19 protein-coding genes are annotated in these 17588 nt (G+C 30.4%); 8 read left to right on the forward strand and 11 right to left on the reverse strand.

Features of this window, described 5'->3' with window-relative positions; translation table 11 throughout:
- Positions 1 to 122: 122 nt before the first annotated feature.
- The 4 genes from KPL50_RS17215 to KPL50_RS17225 all read right to left on the reverse strand — a co-directional run bounded on the left by KPL50_RS17215 (position 123) and on the right by KPL50_RS17225 (position 2197).
- Positions 123 to 671 (reverse strand): hypothetical protein, encoded by a 549-nt coding sequence (locus KPL50_RS17215; RefSeq protein WP_216299781.1) that lies wholly within the window; start codon positions 669 to 671, stop codon positions 123 to 125.
- An 81-nt stretch (positions 672 to 752) separates the two neighbouring features.
- Positions 753 to 881: a hypothetical protein gene (locus KPL50_RS27530; RefSeq protein WP_290443250.1), complete on the reverse strand. Its 129-nt coding sequence runs from the start codon at positions 879 to 881 to the stop codon at positions 753 to 755.
- 139 nt (positions 882 to 1020) lie between these two features.
- Positions 1021 to 1659, reverse strand: a complete 639-nt coding sequence (locus KPL50_RS17220) for a hypothetical protein (RefSeq protein WP_216299782.1) — start codon at positions 1657 to 1659, stop codon at positions 1021 to 1023.
- Positions 1660 to 1702: 43 nt separating this feature from the next.
- Positions 1703 to 2197 carry a DUF6106 family protein gene (locus KPL50_RS17225; protein ID WP_216299783.1) on the reverse strand — a complete coding sequence of 165 codons (495 nt, stop codon included), beginning with the start codon at positions 2195 to 2197 and terminating at the stop codon, positions 1703 to 1705.
- Positions 2198 to 2544: 347 nt separating this feature from the next.
- Here KPL50_RS17225 and KPL50_RS17230 point away from each other — a divergent pair, with 347 nt between their 5' ends.
- Positions 2545 to 2727 (forward strand): aspartyl-phosphate phosphatase Spo0E family protein, encoded by a 183-nt coding sequence (locus KPL50_RS17230; RefSeq protein WP_253200679.1) that lies wholly within the window; start codon positions 2545 to 2547, stop codon positions 2725 to 2727.
- 96 nt (positions 2728 to 2823) lie between these two features.
- A complete protein-coding gene (locus KPL50_RS17235; RefSeq protein WP_216299784.1) occupies positions 2824 to 3189 on the forward strand; it encodes a YopX family protein in 366 nt (121 codons plus the stop codon).
- A 73-nt stretch (positions 3190 to 3262) separates the two neighbouring features.
- Here KPL50_RS17235 and KPL50_RS17240 read toward each other — a convergent pair whose 3' ends face one another.
- Entirely contained in the window at positions 3263 to 6187 is a 2925-nt protein-coding gene (locus KPL50_RS17240) for an ABC transporter substrate binding protein (protein WP_216299785.1), read from the reverse strand.
- A 258-nt stretch (positions 6188 to 6445) separates the two neighbouring features.
- Here KPL50_RS17240 and KPL50_RS17245 point away from each other — a divergent pair, with 258 nt between their 5' ends.
- The 3 genes from KPL50_RS17245 (at position 6446) to KPL50_RS17255 (ending at position 9734) form a co-directional block, all read left to right on the forward strand.
- A complete protein-coding gene (locus KPL50_RS17245; RefSeq protein WP_216299786.1) occupies positions 6446 to 8122 on the forward strand; it encodes a 2-oxoacid:acceptor oxidoreductase subunit alpha in 1677 nt (558 codons plus the stop codon).
- Between the two features lies 1 nt (position 8123).
- Positions 8124 to 8975: a 2-oxoacid:ferredoxin oxidoreductase subunit beta gene (locus KPL50_RS17250; RefSeq protein ID WP_216299787.1), complete on the forward strand. Its 852-nt coding sequence runs from the start codon at positions 8124 to 8126 to the stop codon at positions 8973 to 8975.
- A gap of 249 nt (positions 8976 to 9224) precedes the next feature.
- Positions 9225 to 9734: a DUF2179 domain-containing protein gene (locus KPL50_RS17255; protein WP_216299788.1), complete on the forward strand. Its 510-nt coding sequence runs from the start codon at positions 9225 to 9227 to the stop codon at positions 9732 to 9734.
- 25 nt (positions 9735 to 9759) lie between these two features.
- Here KPL50_RS17255 and KPL50_RS17260 read toward each other — a convergent pair whose 3' ends face one another.
- A complete protein-coding gene (locus KPL50_RS17260) occupies positions 9760 to 11106 on the reverse strand; it encodes an MATE family efflux transporter (RefSeq protein WP_216299789.1) in 1347 nt (448 codons plus the stop codon).
- 263 nt (positions 11107 to 11369) lie between these two features.
- Here KPL50_RS17260 and greA point away from each other — a divergent pair, with 263 nt between their 5' ends.
- Complete coding sequence (gene greA, locus KPL50_RS17265; RefSeq protein WP_216299790.1) at positions 11370 to 11834, forward strand: transcription elongation factor GreA; 465 nt, start codon at positions 11370 to 11372, stop codon at positions 11832 to 11834.
- Between the two features lie 71 nt (positions 11835 to 11905).
- On the opposite strand, the gene KPL50_RS17270 is transcribed toward greA, so the two are convergent.
- The 3 genes from KPL50_RS17270 to KPL50_RS17280 all read right to left on the reverse strand — a co-directional run bounded on the left by KPL50_RS17270 (position 11906) and on the right by KPL50_RS17280 (position 14381).
- Positions 11906 to 12130 carry an alpha/beta-type small acid-soluble spore protein gene (locus tag KPL50_RS17270; RefSeq protein ID WP_216299791.1) on the reverse strand — a complete coding sequence of 75 codons (225 nt, stop codon included), beginning with the start codon at positions 12128 to 12130 and terminating at the stop codon, positions 11906 to 11908.
- Positions 12131 to 12374: 244 nt separating this feature from the next.
- Positions 12375 to 14009 (reverse strand): aspartate 4-decarboxylase, encoded by a 1635-nt coding sequence (aspD, locus tag KPL50_RS17275; RefSeq protein ID WP_216299792.1) that lies wholly within the window; start codon positions 14007 to 14009, stop codon positions 12375 to 12377.
- Positions 14010 to 14183: 174 nt separating this feature from the next.
- The gene (locus KPL50_RS17280; RefSeq protein ID WP_216299793.1) at positions 14184 to 14381 is read right to left on the reverse strand and encodes a cold-shock protein; all 198 of its coding nucleotides are present in this window, start codon (positions 14379 to 14381) and stop codon (positions 14184 to 14186) included.
- 267 nt (positions 14382 to 14648) lie between these two features.
- Between KPL50_RS17280 and KPL50_RS17285 the strand changes: the two genes are divergently transcribed.
- A complete protein-coding gene (locus KPL50_RS17285; RefSeq protein WP_253200680.1) occupies positions 14649 to 14915 on the forward strand; it encodes an SHOCT domain-containing protein in 267 nt (88 codons plus the stop codon).
- A gap of 80 nt (positions 14916 to 14995) precedes the next feature.
- Here KPL50_RS17285 and KPL50_RS17290 read toward each other — a convergent pair whose 3' ends face one another.
- Positions 14996 to 15436, reverse strand: a complete 441-nt coding sequence (locus KPL50_RS17290) for a GatB/YqeY domain-containing protein (protein WP_216299794.1) — start codon at positions 15434 to 15436, stop codon at positions 14996 to 14998.
- Between the two features lie 231 nt (positions 15437 to 15667).
- On the opposite strand from KPL50_RS17290, the gene corA reads away from it, so the two are divergent.
- Entirely contained in the window at positions 15668 to 16621 is a 954-nt protein-coding gene (gene corA, locus KPL50_RS17295) for a magnesium/cobalt transporter CorA (RefSeq protein WP_216299795.1), read from the forward strand.
- A 2-nt stretch (positions 16622 to 16623) separates the two neighbouring features.
- Here the strand turns inward: corA and KPL50_RS17300 are convergent, their stop codons facing one another.
- The gene (locus tag KPL50_RS17300; protein ID WP_216299796.1) at positions 16624 to 17574 is read right to left on the reverse strand and encodes an AEC family transporter; all 951 of its coding nucleotides are present in this window, start codon (positions 17572 to 17574) and stop codon (positions 16624 to 16626) included.
- Positions 17575 to 17588 lie beyond the last annotated feature (14 nt).

Raw genomic sequence — 17588 nt, forward strand, 5'->3', positions numbered from 1 at the left:
TATTAGTATTACCATAAAAATAAAAAATTAGTACAGGAGTGAATTCCCATACTAATTTCAGTTGAAATATACTTGTCTAAAATTATTTACACAAATCTATAAACATTCTCTATTCCCACTTATTAATTCTCAACATATGAAACTGGTACATTGTTTATTCCAAGTTCCAGTGCTGCAGCATATTCATCATATCCTGACACTATTACAAGGCTTCCTTTTTTAACAATAATTGGTTTGCTAAATTTGTTATTACTTTTCATAAAATTTATTGCTTTGTTTTTTGAACGTTTTATTGAAAGATCTTCATTTTCATTTACTAGCTTTGAAATATCCATTATTTCATCAGTTCCAGTTGGCATTTCATAATTTAAATCTATTTGTCCATTCTCATCTTTTAACAAATGGAATATTTTAATCGATGTTGCTTCTACTGAAATAAAAGGCGTACCTTTACTATTTACACAGGCTTTCAATTCCCCTTTAATCACAAAGTAATTTACATCCTTCATACCTATTACTGCATCTCTCCAATAATCCCTTTTTACAATTACTCTATAAATTGATTGTGAATTATCATAAGTGCCTACTTTAAAAAGCAAATTAACGTCCCCATTTTCTAGCCTAGTTGTCTTAACAGGTAATCCCTTAATTATAATTTCACTTTTATTCATTATTATTCTCCTTTTAATTGCACATATTTTTTTAGCTTAGGATAGCATAAAATAAAACACCTAGAAAGCACATATCACTTTCTAGGTGTTTTTAATTAAATTATAATTCAATTTCATATTAACTTTCACAAGAGTAAATTTACCTAGTCCTATGTTAGATGTTTTTAAATGTTTTTTAAATGTATAACCAATATTATTATATACTAACACAGACTTCACCCCCTTCATGAATTTAAAATATTTATTTATAAAGCTAACTATTGTTTCTAACTATCCTTACTTATGAACACATTGTATCATTTAACGGATAAAATTACAATTTAACCCCCATTACCATCTTTTACGTTTGCTATTTATTTAGCAGCCATTTAATTACCGTCGCTGCCTTCTCCTTTTGTTTACATGTACTAATAATACCAATTACCATACCTTCTGTATCAAATCCCATATCTTTAATTATTTTAATATCTCCTGCATCTATAGCATACACAGCCTTAATATTACCGTTTCCCATAGCTTCAATTTTTTTATTTTTTATGGAGGTTAAGGAAAGCCCTCTTATATTATCCAATCTTGAAAACATATCTTGTTTAACAAAAGACTCAAACATACTTTTATCTAAAACTACAAGATCGATTTCCCCAACCGATATTTCAGCAATAAACTTCTGCGTATTTCCGTTTGACATTAAAGCATTGGCTTTACTTGAACCTTCAAGTGGAATAACCTCTATCCTTGCCTGCTTTTTTCGCTCCCCCGCTTTGATGACAATATTGGTAAGTTGTTTTTCTACCTCTGTCTTCTTATTCTCATCTACATTGTTTCCAACCAAAGCAAGATTAAAAACATAATCTATTCTTGTAATTTGTCCATGGATAAAGGATACTGCTATAAATATGGCAGCTAAAACTCCTATAATATGTAGTTTATAGTATTCCCAGATATATTCAACTTTCTTCTTATTGCTCATGCTTTTTAAGTCAACCATAATGCCTACTCCTTTAAACGTATATTCTACTTTCCGAATCTATTTATTGCTTTTTCACTGCCCTTGGGTTAGTTTTATAACAAAGGTCTAAAAACTTCTCATCCGGCACAAACATCAATTGCATTTTATTGTTTCCCTCTGTAACCATTGCAACATAGACTTTTGCTTTTGCTGTAGTAGGATAGCACTTTACTATAGTATTGGGTTTGTTGTAAAAATCTTTTACAGCAGCACTCCCATCTGGTGCTATTAATTCCACCTCTTTCATATTAAAAGTAACCACTTTACTTCTTTTTTTCATTTCTATAATCTTTTCTATATCAATTTCTCCATTTGTAAATTGATACTCATACTCTATAAACAATTTTTGCTTGTAAAAATAACATGCTACTGCTAGTGCCAGTAAAATTACCACCAAAATTAAATTTGTGGAAAAGGATGCTAGTCCCATAAATGCAAATACAAACATTGCTCCATTTACGGTTTTATAAAAGCCTGTTTTAGATGTGGTTATTAGTTGTTCATAAAAATGGTCCATATTATACCCCCCCTTGTCTTTTTACATTATACCATATTTTAAATACGCTTAAAATATAACCTAATTCTATACCTATCTATTTTATTGATAAATTACATAGGTATAGAATTAGAAATTAATAAAATCTCTTTATAAAGCCTTCTCTATTTGCTAATATGAAGGCATTTGAAGTTTTAATATGTTTATATTTATTTTTACCCCCTTAAATATAAACATATTAACGTATATATAAGCGGAGATCAAATTTCCTATTTTCATGTAACCTTTATGGATGGAGTTGTTGCATAAAAAATCATTATACGTTACTATAACAGTATTCTAATGGGTTTATAGTATAATTTGTATTTATGGAAATTATAACAATTCAGAAAGGAATAATATTAGTGGGTGATGTTATACTTGCTACAGAAAAACTTAGAGAAGAATTAGAAACCCTTATCTCATTAAAAGGCTTAAATCATAAGGATGTATTAAAATTGAGCCAAAGATTAGATAAATATATATTATTGCATTATTCAGAAAAATATTGAAGGTTTTTCTTGAATTTTTAAAAAACTTATAAATAACATTGATGAATTTGACAAAATAATAAGTTTTATTTCAAACAAAAAAGGTGGTAACTTAAATTGAATCAATTAAAATTTAAAGCTTGGGATAATTATAGGCAGAAAATGCATAAACTACAAGGCATGACTTTCGATGCAAAAAGCTCAGTCCCAACTGCACTTAAACTTCCTGGCGTGCCTTGGCGACCCATTGAGGAATATGAATTGCTTCAATGGGTATACTTAACTGATAATAATGAAGTAGATGTATATGAAGGCGATTATATAAAAATTTCATCTACTGTCTACACGGTGATTTGGAATGATACCATATCAAATTTTCAGCTTAAAGAGTTAGAAGGTTCTTTAAGTCGTAGTATTATTGATGTATCGCTGGGAACTATTGTGGGTAATAAATTTGAAAATACAGATTTATATAATAAATAACTGAAAGGAGAATTAAGATGATATTTATATCATCTTAATTCTCCTTTCCTTATACCAATGCTTATTGATACCCTTATTTAAAGTTTTTTTTATATTCTAATGCATCGGGTTCAGCCAAAGGCTTACTAAAGAAATAGCCCTGTATTTTATCACATCCTTGTGTTGTAAGCACTGACTTCTGAATTTCTGTTTCAACTCCTTCTGCTACAACCGTGAGTCCCATTCTATGTGCCAGCACAATAATAATATCAATAAAATTTTTGTTAGTACTACTATTTTCTATATCATCCACAAAGGATTTATCTATTTTCAGGGTATCAATAGGCAATAAATTTAAATATTTTAATGATGAATACCCTGTTCCAAAATCATCCATAGCTATACTTAGACCAAATTCTTTTAGCTTATTAAGTTTTTCAATATTCATATCAAAGGATTCCATTAGTGAAGATTCCGTAATTTCAATTTCAATAAGTTCTGGAGTAACTCCACTTTTGTTAATAATATCTTTAACCTTATCAACAAATTCATATTGCATAAGTTCAATAGCGGAAATATTCACTGATATAACATATTTATCATCCTCATTAACATTAATTTTCTTACAAAACTCACAAGCTTGTTTAAGTACCCATCTACCCAAGGGCACAATTGATCCATTTTCTTCTGAGAGCTTTATAAACTTATCTGGTTGTACAAAGCCATGCTTTGGGCTTATCCATCTTATTAATGCCTCATATCCACATAACTTACCAGTTATTACGTCAATCTGTGGTTGATAATATAAAACAAATTCGTTATTTTCTAATGCCTTTCTTATACTGCTTTGTAGCAATATTTTATCGCCTATGCTTTCGCTCATAGAATAATCAAAAAATTTATAGCAGTTTTTTCCTAATTCTTTTGCCTTATGTAATGCTGCGTCAGCATTTTTAAAAAGTTGTTCTACTGTGTCTCCATCTTTTGGAAATAACACTATCCCCATACTAATGGTTATATAAAGCTCATTATCCTCAATTACAACCTTTTCTTCAAATACTTCTAAGACCTTTTTAATATATTCTGTGATGTCCGCATCACCAATTAATTCTTCAATAAGAATAACATATTCGTCACCACCAAATTTAGATACAAATACCTTATCGCACTCTTCAAAGGTCTCTTGAAATCTGTTACCTATATAAATAAGCGACTTGTCCCCTGTTTCATGTCCGAAAAATTCATTTATAAGACTAAAATTGTCCAAACCAATAAAAATGATGGCCCCACAAAAATAATTTTTGTTTAGATTTATAAAAATAGAATTTAACTCTTTAGTTAAATAAGTTCTATTAGGAAGTCCTGTCAAAATATCATGGTATGCCAGTTTCTCAATTTTAAGCTCTTGAAGCTTTTTGTCTGTTATATCTGTATGCGAGCCAGCAATACGTTGAATTATGTTCTTATTATCACGTAAAACTATACACTTTTCTATAAAATACCTATATTCCCCATTACTTGCTTGAATCCTATATTCACAAGAATGCTTATCTTGGAGACTTTCTTTAATGGATCTTTTATAATTTAAAAATATCTCCCTATCTTCAGGATGTATGTGCTCCACCCAGTCTTTTATTTTAAATACATATCCGTCTGAAAAACCGTATTCTTTATACCAGCTATCTGTAAACACGCTTGTATTTGTTTTTATATTGAAGTCCCAAGTTCCGCCTGTACTAGCCTCACATATTAACCTATAACTCTCTTTAGCACTAACTAATATTTCATCTTGCATTTGAATTTCATCGTATTGTGCACTGAGTTCTTCTGAAGATGCCTCTAACTCTTCATAGGTAGCGCTTAGTTCCATATTAGCTTCTAATAACCCTAACTCAGCTTTTTTTCTAAATTTAATATTAATCAATAAATATACAATAAAAACTACCATAATAAAAAAAACAATAGAAATAGCCCATATATAATATTTATAATTTTCGTAAAAAGATATCTCTTTATTTATTAATATACTACCCACTGGTAGTATATCTTCTTTAATATTAAATTTCTTCAACTGATTATAATCAAATATATACTTATTAGGACTTTTCTCTAGAACTGGTATCTCCGCTATTTTAGTTCCAGAAAGTATTTTTTTCACCATTTCAGCTGCAGTCTTTCCTTGTTCTATATGACTAACAACCTTTCCGCCTAAAAGGCCATTTCCTATACCATGAAGATATAGGTCAAATAAAGGTTGTCTACAATTATCCGCTACAAAGCTAACTCCTGTTTCAAAATCAATTGCATTTCCATTTAAATCCCTAAACGCAGCAATAAAAACTACGATAGTATTATTGTCTATATTTCTTAACTTGATTTTAAAATCATCAATAGTCAAATCGCCTAAATTTATATCTGAAAATTCAAGATTAGTAAAATGTTTTTGTTCATTATAAAAGCTCTTTACATCTTGAATACTAGTTTCCGTAGAGTCTCCTATAGCAACAACCTTTGTAGCATTGGGCTTTACCTTCATGGCAACCTTCAAGGTATCCTCAACAGAAACGGCTTCTGCTACTCCAGTAAACATAGGATTTTTCTTTGATTTTATGGATTTTTCAATATCATTTATGCCAAAAAAAACAATAGGAATATCTTTAAATAGATCATTTTCATACTTCATAGCAAAATCAAAAGCATTATCGTCCCCTACAATAATTGCATCATACTTTTGCGGATTATTTTTTATTTTATATCTTATTAAATTATAAAAGTTATTAATGTTTTCCCCTTTAAAAAATCTTTTACTATCCATAAATTCTAAATCTATTATAAAATCCTCATCTGTTAAAACTGATTTAATTCCATCTATTTGTTGAAAAAAAACTGGAAAGGATGAATTATAAGAACTTATAAATAATACTCTATTTTTATGTTCAAGAGAAGAAAAAGCGTTTGAGTAAAAACTATTAAAAAATATCAATATTGCAAAAAACAACAGGACTGTCCTTTTCTTCATATTAACCCTCTTTTCTTATAATTAAAATAATCAAATAATATTAAAAATATTATACCATCATTGCCAGTTTAATAATTGCGAAATATTAATTTAAATAAATTAATTGTCAAAAACATTGAAATGTAATGTAGCCAATGCTAGTATGTAAACATACTATTCTAAATCTTTCTACAAAAGCACATTTGTTTGTGAATGAAATTCAAACTATAAGTATTTCTGTAAACTTATAAAAAAGAAAAATAAAAAGGAGCTGATTTTATGATTTATAATCTTCTAATTGGAGGCGCCGCCGGTCAAGGTATGGAGACTATTGCTTCAGTACTTGTAAAACTACTTAAGAGAAAAGGGTTTGATGCTTTCACACTACAGGATTACATGTCACGCGTTAGAGGGGGACATAATTTTTTTCAGATTCGCTTTGGTAACGAAGAAATAAACTCTCACAGCGATAAAATTGATGGAATAATTGCTTTAAACAGCGATACTATCTCCCTTCACATTGATAACCTTAATGAAAGTGGCTTCATTATTGTTGATGAGGAGATTGAATATAATGATGATAGAGTAATTAGATTACCCCTAAAAACTATAGCAAAAAAAATTGGAAATCCAAGAGTATTTGGTAATGTTGCACTTGGTGCTATCATGAATCTTTTCAAGCTCGATTTAAAATTTGTTGAAGAATTACTCAATGAAACATTTAGCCCAGAAATTGCAAAGCAAAATTTACTTGCTTTTGAAGAGGGATATAAATTAACCCATTCTAAATTTCCTATTGAAGTTAAAAGCGAAGATAATAGTATATTAATAAATGGAAATGAAGCAATAGCCTTAGGAGCCTTAGCCGCTGGCTGTAAATTTTACTCAGCCTATCCTATGACACCTTCTACAAGTATAATGAACTACCTTTCTTCTAAAATTAAACAGGCTGAAATCGTAGTGGAACAAGCTGAAGATGAAATAGCAGCCATTAATATGGCTATTGGTGCATCTTATGCCGGTGCTCGTGCCATGACAGGCTCTTCAGGTGGAGGTTTTGCTCTAATGGTAGAAGCACTAGGATTGTCCAGCATGCTTGAAGTACCCCTTGTTGTGGCAGAAATTCAAAGACCAGGTCCAACCACAGGGTTCCCTACAAGAACTGAACAAAGCGATCTTAAATTTGTTATCAACTGTTCACAAGGAGAATTTCCAAGAATGGTTATTGCATTAAAAAATCCAGAAGATTCATTTTATCAAACTATAAGAGCATTTAATTTGGCTGATAAATATCAGATACCTGTTATACTTCTAGGTGATCAATATCTGGCAGATTGCCAGAGAACTATAAAACCTTTTGATTTTAACTCAGTTAAAAACGAGAGATATTTAAGTGATGATGAATATTTAGACGGCAGAGAATATAAGCGGTATGAAATAACAAAAACGGGAATTTCTCCAAGAATAATTCCAGGTGGCATATCACATAATTCTGTTATGGTGGATAGTGATGAGCACGATGAATATGGACATATAACTGAATCTGCATCTGTTAGAGTTCAAATGAATGATAAAAGATTAAGAAAGATGGAACTTTTAAAAAAGGAATTAATTGAACCAGAATTTATTGGGAAAGATGACTTTGATACCTTGCTTATTGGTTGGGGCTCTCTATATAGTCCTATAAAGGAAGCAATAAAACTTCTAAATAAAGATGGTAGGACTAAATATTCTGCATTAATATTTGGAGATGTTTGGCCATTCCCAGAAAATTCAATTAAAGAAAATTCAAAAAAGGCAAAAAAACTTATTAACATTGAACAAAATGCTACTGGACAATTGGCTTCACTTATTAGAGAAAATACAAGTATTGAGTTCAACAGTAGTATTTTAAAATATGATGGAAGGCCAATCTCGGCTGAGGAAATATATAATAAGCTAAAGGAGGTAAAGTAAAGTGAAAGATTGTAGTATTTCAACATTTGAAACAGCTTGGTGTCCAGGTTGTGGTGATCATGCTATCTTGGATGCTTTAAAAGAAACCCTTATTTCTCTTGGTAAAAAGCCTCATGAGGTACTTATTGTTGGTGGTATAGGTCAAGCAGCTAAAACTCCCCAGTACTTAAATACTAATGGGTTTTCTGGTCTCCATGGAAGAGCATTACCTCCAGCAGCGGCTGCAAAAATTGTTAATAAGAATATGACGGTAATAATAGATACTGGAGATGGGGACTCCTATGGTGAGGGCGGAAATCATTTTATTCATAATATAAGAAGAAATGTAGATATATCACATTTTGTTCATAATAATCAGATTTACGGGCTTACAAAAGGACAAGCATCTCCTACAACTGATGTTGGACATGTAACTGACGTACAACCATATGGCTCAAATAATACTCCAATGAACCCAATGCTTCTCGCCATTTCTCTAGGTGCGGGCTTCGTAGCAAGGGCGTTTAGTGGCGACAAGGAACACCTTAAACGCATAATGGAAGAAGCAATAAATTACAAGGGCTATGCACTTGTAGATATTCTACAACCCTGCGTAAGTTTTAATAAAATTAATACATTCCAGTGGTACAATAAAAGAGTATATAAATTGGAAGAAGGTTATGATCCAACTAATAAGCTTAAAGCTATTGAAAAATCCATGGAATGGAATGATAAAATTCCACTTGGAATTTTATACAAAGAAATCAAACCTGATTTCCATGATAAAATTGATTTTTTAAGAGATGGTAAACCACTTATAAATTTGGAAATAGATTTAAATAAAATCAGTGAATTTATGCAGGATTTTGTTTAGACAGTGATGTTTTAAAATTAGATAGGAACTTTATATCTAGATAAATGACAAGATACAATGAGTAGTTTAATATGTTACTTAGTATCTTGTTATTTGTCTATTTCCCATGTTATTTTTACAGTTATTTTTATAATAAAAATATATATTAACTTTCCTCAATAGGTGTGGATAAAACCCTTTTAATGAATCAAATTTTATAATATAATAGAACAGTTACAAACTATAAATTTTAATAGAGGAGCGCTGCATATGTTTATTTACATCCTCATCTTTCTCGCTAAAATAATTGAGGTTTCCTTAGCCACAGTTAGAACAGTACTGATAACTAGGGGTGAAAAATTTTTCGGTTCACTTATCGGCTTTTTCGAAGTAATTATATGGTTATATTTAATTACCACGGTACTTATTGGAATAAATGAGGAACCCTTCAAAATGGTAGCATATGCATTAGGATTTGCTTGTGGAAATTATATTGGTTGCATTTTAGAAGAAAAACTAGCACTAGGACTCATAACCATACAAGCAATCGTTTCTGAAAAAGATGGACCAACATTAGCTAAAATATTGAGATCAGAGAATGTAGGTGTTACTATTATGGATGCTGAGGGCTTAAAAGAAGCTAAAAAAATACTTTTATTACATGTTAAAAGAAAAAGAAAATCTAAAGTATTACGATTAATAACCAATTCAAATATTAAAGCTGTAATATCCCTATCAGATACTAAAACTATCTATGGTGGCTATGGTATTAGAAAATAGAAAAATTGGTGCCACGTGGGTGGCACTATTTAAGTTTATTAATGCTTTTGTAAAGAAAAAATGCTGTTAATGCCGTAGCAATTAAATCTGCACAAGGTTGTGAAAGCCATAATCCGTCCAACTTAAAAAATAATGGAAGTGTAAGAATAAGAGGAATTAATACTATGACCTGTCTTAAAATACTCAAAATCATTGAGGTTCTCGCCTCATTTATTGCTTGAAAATAACTTGCTCCTAAAATTTGAAACCCTAAAATAGGTAAAAAGATTAAATCAATTCTAAGTCCACGTGCACCTAGATTAATCAGGTCAGGGTTGTTACCTACAAAAATACCAATAAGAGGCCTGGCAAATAGTTGTACCGTGATAAACCCAATTATAGCAATACCAGTGCCGAAAGCTATGGCATACTTCAAAACCTTTAAAACTCTGGGGTAGGATTTTGCTCCATAATTAAAACCTATTATAGGCTGAATTCCTTGACTTATACCAAATATGGGCATAAAAATTAGCATTGATATACTATTTAATATCCCCATGGCCGCTATTGCAAGATCCCCCCCATAAGCATAAAGACCTTTATTATATAAAATAACTACAAGACTTGATGCAATTTGCATAGAAAAAGGCGCCATACCAATAGCAAAAATATCCTTTATAATATATTTATGAAGCTTTAAATTAGATTTCTTTATTTTAAGTACGCTTCCACTATTTTTAAAGGTAAAATATTTAAGCACCCATAGTGTATTAAACGCTTGAGAAATTACGGTTGCTATTGCAGCACCTTGAATTCCCATATTAAAACCGAATATTAATATTGGATCTAAGATAATATTAATAATTGCACCAAATACCATTGTAATCATTGCCATTTTTGGATTACCTTCGGCTCTAATTATGTTATTTATACCAAAGCCTATATTTTGAAAAACGGCCCCCATTAGTATGATTTGTATATAAGCTTTTGCATAGGGAATGCTATTTTCGCTTGCCCCAAATAAGATTAAAAGTTTGTTTAAAAACAATATTCCAAGTATGCTAATTACTAATGATATTATTATTATGAGTATCACTGCATTTCCCAAAATATCATCTGCGATTTCCTTCTTTTTTTCCCCTAATCTTATTGATATTACAGCACTAGCGCCTATACCAACAAGCATACCAAAAGCCATTATAATAACTGATATGGGAAAGGTGATAGCAAGTCCTGACAGTGCATAGGATCCTACTCCTTTAATATGTCCTATATAAATTCGATCTACAATATTATATAAGGCATTAACAATCATTCCCGTTATAGCAGGTATAGAAAACTTGAAAAGTAGTTTTCCTATACTTTCTGTTCCTAATTCTTTTGTTTGATTCATAAAAAATATCCTCCATATCAAAAATATATATAAAAAATGTTTGGATTTTGAAAATCAACCATTCCTTTAACTACTTTCTAGTATATCATATGTTTTTATTCTTTTAAATTATCGATTTTTAAAATTTCATTAAATATTTTCACCAAAAATATGATATAATAATTCTTTATTGTCTTATCTATATTTAACTTAACAGAATTTGGCTAATATATAAAAATAGGAATAAAATTACATACTTAAAAATTGTTAGGAGTGACAAAATTATGAAAAATACAATATTAACACCTAGCGGAGTAGCAAAATTAGAGGAAGAATTAGAACTGCGCACAGGAGAAAAAAGAAAAGAAATAACAGCAGCAATTAAAGAAGCAAAGGGCCATGGCGATTTAAGTGAAAATGCAGAATATGATGCAGCTAAAGATGATGAAGCAACCAATAATGATAGAGTCATTAAGATTCAAGAATTGCTTAGAAGCTCTACAGTAGTTGAAGACTACAGTAATGATGACCATCTAGGTCTTGGCGGCGAGGCTGATATTAAATTTCTTGATACAGATGAAATTGAGAAAGTGTGTCTTGTATCCACAGTAGAGACTGACCCAGAATTAATGAATATAAGTATTGAATCTCCACTTGGAATGGCAATATATAAAAAATCCCTTGGTGCTACTTGCATTGTTATAGCTCCAGAGGGTAATTATGAAGTAAGTATAGAAAAAATTTACTAGAACAAAAAAGGGAATGAAAATATAAGCAGATAGCAATATCTGCTTATATTTTGTGATTTCTTATGTTGTTTTTACTTATTATTCACCATATTTTTTTCTGCTGCTTCTACCATTCGCCTTACCATCTCTCCACCAACATTACCTGAATTCTTTATCTTATTTACAATTCCACTAGGAACATCTCCCATATATACACTTTTGCTTTCAAAGTTACCTAGTCCCATATCTTCTGCTACTTCCATTTTAAATTTTTCAAGTTTTCCCACTGCTCCTGGTACTAATACTCTTTTACTCATTTTACTACCTCCCTATAATTTTTATTTCTGTCTTGTATACCTACTGTTAGTATTTTTTTAAACGGCTTTTTTATTCATCAGCTTTATTAAATTTTAGAATTTCCACTTAAAGCCAATAATAACTGTGAAGGAGGGTAGAAAAACCAGATCAGGAAACTGGATGTTTGCCAGTCCATACCAAGTAGCATCCTTTTATTGGTAAAATATAAGATAAATTAGATAAAGCTACGCATATATCGCTTGTTTACCTTGTTTTAGACTCATTCCATTCTTTTAAATAATCTTCCAATACTTTATGAAGAACTTCCCCAATTTTAGAATAGGCTTCATCATTAAGATTTGCAAGAGATATCCTAATAGCCCACTCTGGACCATTGAATCCACTACTACCTAATAACACTATAGCAGATTTTTCTGCTAGACGTATGAGGATGTCTACTGGTTTATAATTTGCTTGTAAATATTGCATAAATTCCACATTATTATTTCGGCCTGCCCACTCCAGTAAATCAAATTGAGCATAGTAAGATGCATCGAAAGGATCTGCCTCTATCTCTAATCCTAGTCCTTCGAACAAAAGCCTTTTGCGGTTACGACAGATATCTTTTGTTAATTGTTTATATCTATTTTCTTTATCTGTTATAGCAAATAACGAAAAAAATGCCATTTGTACTTGTTGTGGTGTTGATAACCCTGCAGTATGATTGAGTGCTACTTGACGACTATCTGCTACTATTCTATCGATAAATGCAATGCTATCAGGATTAGTAGAAATCCCGCCGTATCTTCTTCTTGCTCTTCCCTTTTTATCTTCATCTTGCTGACTTAATAATTTATCAAATACATTGTCTTCATAAAGTGAAATAGTTCCAAGACGCCAGCCTGTTACTCCAAAGTATTTTGAATAAGAATATACTCCGATTGTATTGTATGGTAAATCTACCATTAATGAACGGTAATCATCTACAAAAGTGCTATATACATCATCTGAAATAATCATTAAATCTGGATTATCATTTTTAACAATGTCTTTTATCTGTTTTACTGTTTCTGGCCTCATTGCAACAGAAGCTGGATTACTTGGATTAACTATAAATACTGCCTTTATAGTTGGATCGCTTATCTTCTCAATTTCACTTGAAGAATATTGCCATGTGTGCCTGCCATCTTCTGCTATTTCATCAGCCAAGACATCAATAACTTCAAAATTATAACGTGGTAAATGAGGTATCTCAAGATAAGGTGTAAAAATTGGCGACATAAGTGCAATCTTATCTCCCTTTGACAATATATTATTTGCAATTAATGTATCAAAAATATAGCACATCGCGGCCGTTGCACCTTCAACTGCAAAAGTTTTAAACTTTGCTTGAGGGGATACATCGTAACCTAACTCCTGAATAAGATAATCATTAACTACACTTTCAATATGATGTAACATCCTATCAGGGTTTGGATAATTATCGCCAATTATTCCATCTGCTAATTCGTAAATCCATTCATCGGAATTAAATCCTTTCACTTTTATACCATAATTAATCATTTTACTAAGCAGTTCTATTCCTGGTGCATCTTTATGTTTTTTTATAAAATCTGTAAAATGCTCTGTAATTCCTTCTTTTTTTGGCATTCCAGCTAAGTCGTTTTCACTCCATACCTTGCGACTTTCTTCAATCGCAAATTGACCAAAGGTGAAGAAAGCTTCTCTTGGGGTTGCTGCAATCCAGTTAGGATTTCCTCTACCTGCATCTAGTAGTGAATGCGTACCGCTTTTCTTTGATTCATCTGCAAGATTTATTAATTTATCTTTAAGTTCAAATGGGCTTATTTTGCCATAAACCTCCTCTATTTCTTTACGTTGAAGACTTAATTTATCCAATTCATAATACCCCCTACTTATAATTAGCAATTTATTTTATCTTATTATTATACCGCAATAATACTTTTTTACACTAATCCTTTTTTAACATGATATAGTCTCTAAAGAACTAAGCCACCAAATCGCAAAAAAAGCCACCTTATAAAAGGTGGCTTTTTGTAATATAAATATTATTTATATTGCTGAAACCTCTATTGCTTGAAGTCCTTTAGGGCCTTCTTCTGTTTCGAATTGAACTTTTTGGCCTTCTTCAAGGCTTTTTCTTGAATCTTGAATTGCAGATGTATGTACGAATATATCTTTCTCACCTTCAATTTCAATAAATCCAAATCCTTTTTCTGTGTTAAACCATTTCACTGTTCCGATTTTCATTAATTTTCCTCCAAACACTAAACATCATTATTTACGATACATTAATTTTGCATCAACAATGTTTCATTAACAATATAACATAACATTCAAAAAATATCAATTTACTCTAAAGCTTATATAACCTTCAAATCCTTCAAAAACTCTGTTTGTAAGATAATGTCCCCTACACTAATAGCAATGTGGCATTATTACTTCATAATTGCAACACAATTGGGTAGTAAACTATGTATATTAAGAGAAAATAATTAAAAGAAGGGATAGATTGATATGATGGGATATGGATATAATATGATGAGAAGCGGCCATGGATATAATATGTTGGGAGGTTGGTTTGGAATGATGCTAATTCCTATAATTATAATTGGAGTGATTGTGTTTGTAGTTTATAATCAAGGTCATAATGGTAGTTTGAAAAATATAGGATCTAGAAATACTTCTTTAGATATCTTAAATAATAGATTTGCAGCTGGAGAAATAAACGAAGAAGAATATAACCGTAAAAAAAGTTTACTATTAAATACTAAAACACTTTAAATTATTTAATAATATTATGTCTTATAAATGAATATGCAACAAAAAAATATGGTGGCCCTTAGCCACCATATTTTTTTCTCTTATGCCAGTAATTCATTTACAAGAGGATTTATCTTCTTGCTATCATACTTTCCTTTTAACTTTGGCATAACAGCCTTCATAGTCTTTCCCATGTCACCCTTTCCCTTAAATGCATTTTCTGCAATAACTTCAATGACAATTGCCTTTGCCTGCTCATCAGTAAATTGCACTGGCATATAAAATGTGAACAGCTCAATAGCGATTTCTGTTTCAGTAATAATATCTACATTATTAGCTTGTTTCGCATAGCTAAGAGTTTCATTTAATTGTTTAATTGTTTTCTCAATAATACCAATTAACTCAGTGTCTTCAAGTTCTTTCTTTAAGTCCATTTCCTTATATTTAACTTCAGCCATTAAAGTCCTTAAAGCAGTTAGCCTTATCTTATCCTTACTTTTCATATATTTAATAATATCATCTTTTAATGTTTGTTTTAACATATGTACGTACCTCCAATTGATTTAGTGTTTTTCACTAAGTTATATTATATCTAAATAATATTGTTCTATATACATTATACCCTTAATTTGCTATAAAAGACAAACTAACATGATATTTCTAAAAAATTTATAAACCTCTGAATTTATAGATTTATAATGTTATAATGTATAGATTAAAACCATTTAAGAGGCGAGACTAAGAGGTTGAGAATTCAAAAGGGAGTGATTTTATTGATTACTTATATTAATAGTGAAGTGCATGAATTTGACGCCATAGAAAAAGCTTTTGCAAATAAAAAAGCAAATACTAAAGAAGTGTTTTGGCTTAATATAAATAATCCAACTAATAGTGATTTTGAGTTTCTGAAAAATAAATTTAAGTTTCATCATCTTACTATTGATGACTGCATTCATAAGACTAAGAGAAGTAAAATAACTGACTATAATGATTATCATTTTTTGATTATTACTACATCCGATAGTCATCCAAATAATACGTTTTCTTATAACAACATATATGTGTACATTACCTCCGGCTATATTATAACAATACATTACGGCGAAAATAAATCAGTGAAAAAAATTATAAATGACATAGACAATGGGTTAGATATTGTTTCTAATGGAAGTGACTTTGTTTTGTATCATATTCTTGATGAAGCAATAGATCAATTGTTTATTATAACAGATAAACTTGAAGAAAGAATTAACACTTTAGAAGAAGAAACCATGAACAACCCTGTTCAAATCACTCTTAATAATATAATGAGAGTAAAAAAAAGCGTTATCAAGCTGAGAAGAGTTGTTTCTCCTATGCGCGAAGTTTTAAATACTCTTTTGAGACATGATGATATTATAACTGAAAAACACAGATTGTATTTCTCAGATATATATGACCATATACTTCGTATATATGATTTAATTGAATCTGACCATGAAATGATTACATCTTGTTTAGAGCTTTATTCCTCGCAATTATCTAATTCCATGAACAAAGTAATGAAGGTTTTAACTATTATCAGTACAATTATGATGCCACTCACAATAATAACAGGAATCTATGGCATGAATTTTGTAAATATGCCCGAACTACGTGCTAAATATAGTTACTTTATTGTTATATTTATAATGATTTTTAGTTCTATATTCCAAATCCTATTTTTCAAAAAGAAAAAATGGTTATAATACTAAATGAGGTTGTAGTTTTTTAAAATAAGAACAAATAAAAATATTGTAAAAGAGGATAAAATTGTACTAGTTGCTACCAATTGTCCCGCTAGTTCATCATTTGATTTCACATTCTGTGCCATAACATAGCTTGATATTGCTATAGGTGATGCAAATATGGAAAGCAAAACTCCAAGTTCAAACTGTCTGAATCCAATCAAAACCGCTGAGATAATAATAATTCCGGGTATAACAATTAACTTAAATGTAGAAACCCAAATAATATATTTAATGTTTTTAAGAGCATCACCAACCACAAAATCTCCGCCTAATATAATAAGTGCAAAAGGAGTTGCTATTTTAGAAATGTCTAAAACAGTTTTTTCAAGAACATTGGGAAGTTTTATACCTGTAGCAGCCATTGCTATACCAATAACACAAGAAATAATTAATGGATTTTTAACTACATCCATAAGGGTCTTTTTTATTGACCTACCCTCATTATTTTCCTTGTTTGCATATATTGCTAGCACTGCAACGGATAAGAAATTGTATAATGGAACCACAAAAACAGCAAGCATTGAAGTTATTCCTAAATCGGCTTGTCCAAATAAATTCATACAAATTGGCACTCCAAACAATATATAATTGCTCCTGAAAAGTGCCTGAATTAACACTCCTCTATTATTATTTTTCTTCTCAATTCTTGGAATAATTAAGGTTAGTAAAATAACAGTTATAAGAATAGAGGATACTACAAAAACAATGAGTCTTAGATTAAAACTGCTTTGTATATCACTTGAATAAATATTGTTAAACAACATCAACGGTAAGAAAAGCTTGAAAGTTAATTTATTTGCTGTTTTAAAAAAATTCTCATCACATACCTTGAAATATTTTAGTACCCATCCCACACACATCATTATTATAAGCGGTAAAACTACGTTAAGTGAAAAAATAAAATTCTGCATTTTTACTCCTTTTA

This window comes from Clostridium sp. CF012 (genome assembly GCF_018861755.1).
Classification (GTDB): domain Bacteria; phylum Bacillota; class Clostridia; order Clostridiales; family Clostridiaceae; genus Clostridium_AD.